5 protein-coding genes and 1 pseudogene are annotated in these 3,201 nt (G+C 66.2%); 2 read left to right on the top strand and 4 right to left on the bottom strand.

Features of this window, described 5'->3' with window-relative positions:
* Positions 1–123: 123 nt before the first annotated feature.
* Positions 124–684, top strand: coding sequence for a hypothetical protein (locus tag AB0J09_RS60395; RefSeq protein ID WP_360712834.1), 561 nt, complete (start codon positions 124–126; stop codon positions 682–684).
* Between the two features lie 299 nt (positions 685–983).
* Here AB0J09_RS60395 and AB0J09_RS60390 read toward each other — a convergent pair whose 3' ends face one another.
* The 4 genes and pseudogenes from AB0J09_RS60390 to AB0J09_RS60375 form a co-directional block, all read right to left on the bottom strand.
* Positions 984–1,403 carry a hypothetical protein gene (locus AB0J09_RS60390; RefSeq protein ID WP_360712832.1) on the bottom strand — a complete coding sequence of 140 codons (420 nt, stop codon included), beginning with the start codon at positions 1,401–1,403 and terminating at the stop codon, positions 984–986.
* Positions 1,404–1,488: 85 nt separating this feature from the next.
* A complete protein-coding gene (locus tag AB0J09_RS60385) occupies positions 1,489–1,743 on the bottom strand; it encodes a Tn3 family transposase (protein ID WP_360712837.1) in 255 nt (84 codons plus the stop codon).
* A 16-nt stretch (positions 1,744–1,759) separates the two neighbouring features.
* A pseudogene (locus AB0J09_RS60380) lies at positions 1,760–1,840 on the bottom strand (hypothetical protein); the annotation flags it as partial.
* A 12-nt stretch (positions 1,841–1,852) separates the two neighbouring features.
* Positions 1,853–2,491 carry a DUF4158 domain-containing protein gene (locus AB0J09_RS60375; RefSeq protein WP_360712829.1) on the bottom strand — a complete coding sequence of 213 codons (639 nt, stop codon included), beginning with the start codon at positions 2,489–2,491 and terminating at the stop codon, positions 1,853–1,855.
* Between the two features lie 184 nt (positions 2,492–2,675).
* Here AB0J09_RS60375 and AB0J09_RS60370 point away from each other — a divergent pair, with 184 nt between their 5' ends.
* Positions 2,676–2,900 (top strand): hypothetical protein, encoded by a 225-nt coding sequence (locus AB0J09_RS60370; RefSeq protein ID WP_360712826.1) that lies wholly within the window; start codon positions 2,676–2,678, stop codon positions 2,898–2,900.
* Positions 2,901–3,201 lie beyond the last annotated feature (301 nt).

Here is a 3,201-nt window from a genome sequence, read left to right as displayed (position 1 = left end):
TGACGAGTTCGATCGCCGCGCCCAGTCCGCGGGAGACAAGAACGAGGCGCGCGACAACGACGACGATGACGAGGGCTGGCCGTCGGCGCTCGTCGGCGCGTGACAGGACAAGGGGCATCGTTCATGGCGGTGACCTTTCGCCCGGCGCTCGGGCAGCTTTACGATCCGATGCGCGAGCGACTGCCCGAGGCGATGACCTGGCGGCTGTCGCCGCAGGACGTGGAGTTGCTTATTGCGGTGCCAGGGCCGACGGCGGAGGAGGTCGGGGCCACGCATGGGCGGCTGGGCCGGGCCCGCTTCGCTTTCATCGAGCGGCCGAATGTGCTGGTGCTGTGCCACCGTTTCGGTACGGGCGGCTGGGGGGTGCAGCCGTGGCAGACCGTACGGCAGGACCACCCGGACCGCTACCCGCCCGGCCTGCCTGCCGCTGAGCGGTTTCCCATCCATGTCTATCTCGCCGATTCCCGGACCGGGCGGGTACTCGCCCATGGCCTGACGTCCTGGCCCCAAGAGTTCGCGGCCCCGTTGCAGGAGGCGATCGAGCGGCACGTGGCCGGCCCGCAGGATGACGCCGCTGCCGACGTTGAGCTGGAGGAGTTGCTGCAGCGCTACCCCGACAGCGGACGGCTGGTCCGCGATCGGGCCCCGTTCACCTGCACGGCCACGCTGGTTTCCGCACCGTAACCGGGCGCGGGAGGCAGGTGGTTACTGGCGCCTGCGGCCTTGACCTGGCTGGAGCGGGCGAGATCGCGCCTGTGGCTGAATCGTCGCCGTCAGCCGCTCCGCTTCGTCGTGCAGGGCCTCGATGAGGAGGAACTCCAGACGCAAGGTTTCCTCCAAGCCGTTCAGAACGTACACATGGGCCTCCCATCACAACAGACGCCCCAATAGCCACAAACGTTGACACATCGCGCGGCACCGCTCCTGAACCGGACGGGGCCAGGTAAGGCCCGCCGGTGAGCCCTCAAACCAAGGACGGACCGTCACTGGGGATCGGCGTAGGGGTTGACCTCGGCGTCGGTGAGGTCGAACCCTCCCTCCCACCGGCTGAGCTCGGGCCAGTTGTCCGGGCCTCCGACGCGGAAGCGGGAGTTCCACCGTGGCTGGGCAACGTTCCAGGCGTGCAGCTCGGGCTGGTCGACGGGGTCGTAGTCCATGCGGCGCCGGACGAACGTCTCGTCGTAGACGCAGAAGTTGCCCATATCGTCGCGGATCTCCTCCGGCAGCGTCACCACCCGGGTGATCTGGTCGGTGTCGGGATCGACCTCCACCATTACCGGCATGACGTAGCACACCCACCGGCGCCGCGGTGGACCGTCGCGTTCGACGATGACGATTCCGCCCTCCTCCTCGTCCAGGTCGTCGATGACCTCGTCCCACGCCGGGTGCATCTCCTCAGCCATCCGCGCATCCTTCGAAAGATCGCCAAACGGACAGGATCGCGCAGCCAGGCCGGGCACGGCGGACGATTCGCCGGGTCCCTGGGGTCTACCCCTCCTCCTCCAGGCCGTCGTCGGGGAGAGCGGGGATGTCGGGGATCTCGCCGAGCTGCCGCAGGCCTTCGGCCTGTGCAGAGGAAGAGATGGAGTAGCGGCCCAGGACGTTGAGGTGGGCGTGGCCGAGCGGGGATAGCCGGGCGGCGTCCTCATCCTTGACCGGGACGCCTTCGGCGCGCAGCTGGTCGACCGCGGCTGACAGATACCTCGAGTTCCACAGCGCGACCGCGTTGACGACGAGGCCCAGAGCCGGTTAATTGATCTTCTTGCCCTTCGCGGTACGCCTTGCGGATCTGACCACCTCCGCCGTGGCAGATCTTACGAGCGAGCCGGTGCCGGGACTCCTGAACGGTGAGCTACTCCACCTGACGCGCCACCGTCGCATACAAGCGCTCGTCGGCCTGCTCCCGGACGCTGGCCACCAGACGTTCCAGCACCGTCACCCCGGGCAGCAGCACCCGGTGCCGCCGCAGCCACGCCACCGACTGATCGAACAACGCCGTCGGCCCCTCGGCATGCGTCCAGGCCCGGCCATGCAGGAACGTCCGGAACCGCTTGGCCAGAACCCGCCCCTCCCACGATTCATGATCATCAAAGTCGTGGTAGCCGTAGGCATCCCGGATCATCCACGCGTGCTCATCTGCCGTCTTCAGCCGCTCCCCGTACCTCTTCACCTGCGAGGGATCGCCGATCCCCAACTGCTCGGCCAGATAGTCCACCACCGGCCACGGCACCGCCAAAGGATCCTCCAGGAACAGCCCCTTGAAACGGACCGTCCCAATCTGGACGGCCACGCCCAAGCGATGCGAGTCCTGGCGTGACTTGGCGATCACGTCCCGATCGAACGCGTCCAGGAAGAAGAACTTCTCCAGATCCGACATTGACGGCAGCTCCTCGAACGCCGTATGCGCCCTGACCTGGTCGTCAGACAAAACCCCACAGGCATGGGTGACAACGGTAGAGATATCACTGATCACCGTCAAAGCGACGATCACGCCATATGCCCGAATTTCGAAGCTGAAACGATCACACACCGAAACCGGACGTCATATTCCGCGCAAGATCATTCTCAGCGCCAACGGCTGTTCCCGGGTTCCTCGACCCCGATGAAAGCCCAGAGTTCCGGCGAACCCAAGGGTCGACGTTGGACGGTTGGGGTGGTCTGGGAGGCATACATCCTTGGGTTCGTCGGTACTCAAGGCCGCCCACGAGCAGCCGATCCTGTCAGCGGCACCGGGCGGTGTCCAGGTCCTGGCGATGGCGATCGACCTGGCCCGGCAAGCTATTGGGGCGCCTGAGCTGGCGTACGTGGCCAGCCCCCGCGTGAGCAGGCGTCCCGTGTCAGAGTGCCCACTCGGCACCGGACCGAGCCGTCCCCGGCCGGGGACGGTACGCGCCGCCTAGTCTTCACCACCGCTACGAAGACCTCAGCAACGAAGGAGAAGCTTCACCGATCCCGAAGTTTCCTCAACCACCGAGGTGGCGTGTTCTCCAGAAAGAACGCCCAGGTCCTGGGGCTGATCGTGTCACAGAGCCCGTACACGAACTGTTGGGTTATTCCTTAACTCGCCGACCAGCAGGTGGCGGCAACCCAAGGTGGCCTGATCTCGGGGAGGCTCACCCCGAAGTGTGGACACCGGCTGTTATGCGGCGAGCAGCACTCTAGCGGTGGTCTGGTGCTCGTAGTCGATCGGGCTGAGGTAGC

Origin of the sequence: Nonomuraea sp. NPDC049784 (genome assembly GCF_040659615.1) — a bacterium.
In the GTDB taxonomy this organism is placed as follows: Bacteria; Actinomycetota; Actinomycetes; order Streptosporangiales; family Streptosporangiaceae; genus Nonomuraea.
Note: the sequence above shows the minus strand (reverse complement) of the source record. Positions and strands in the feature narration are given on the sequence as shown.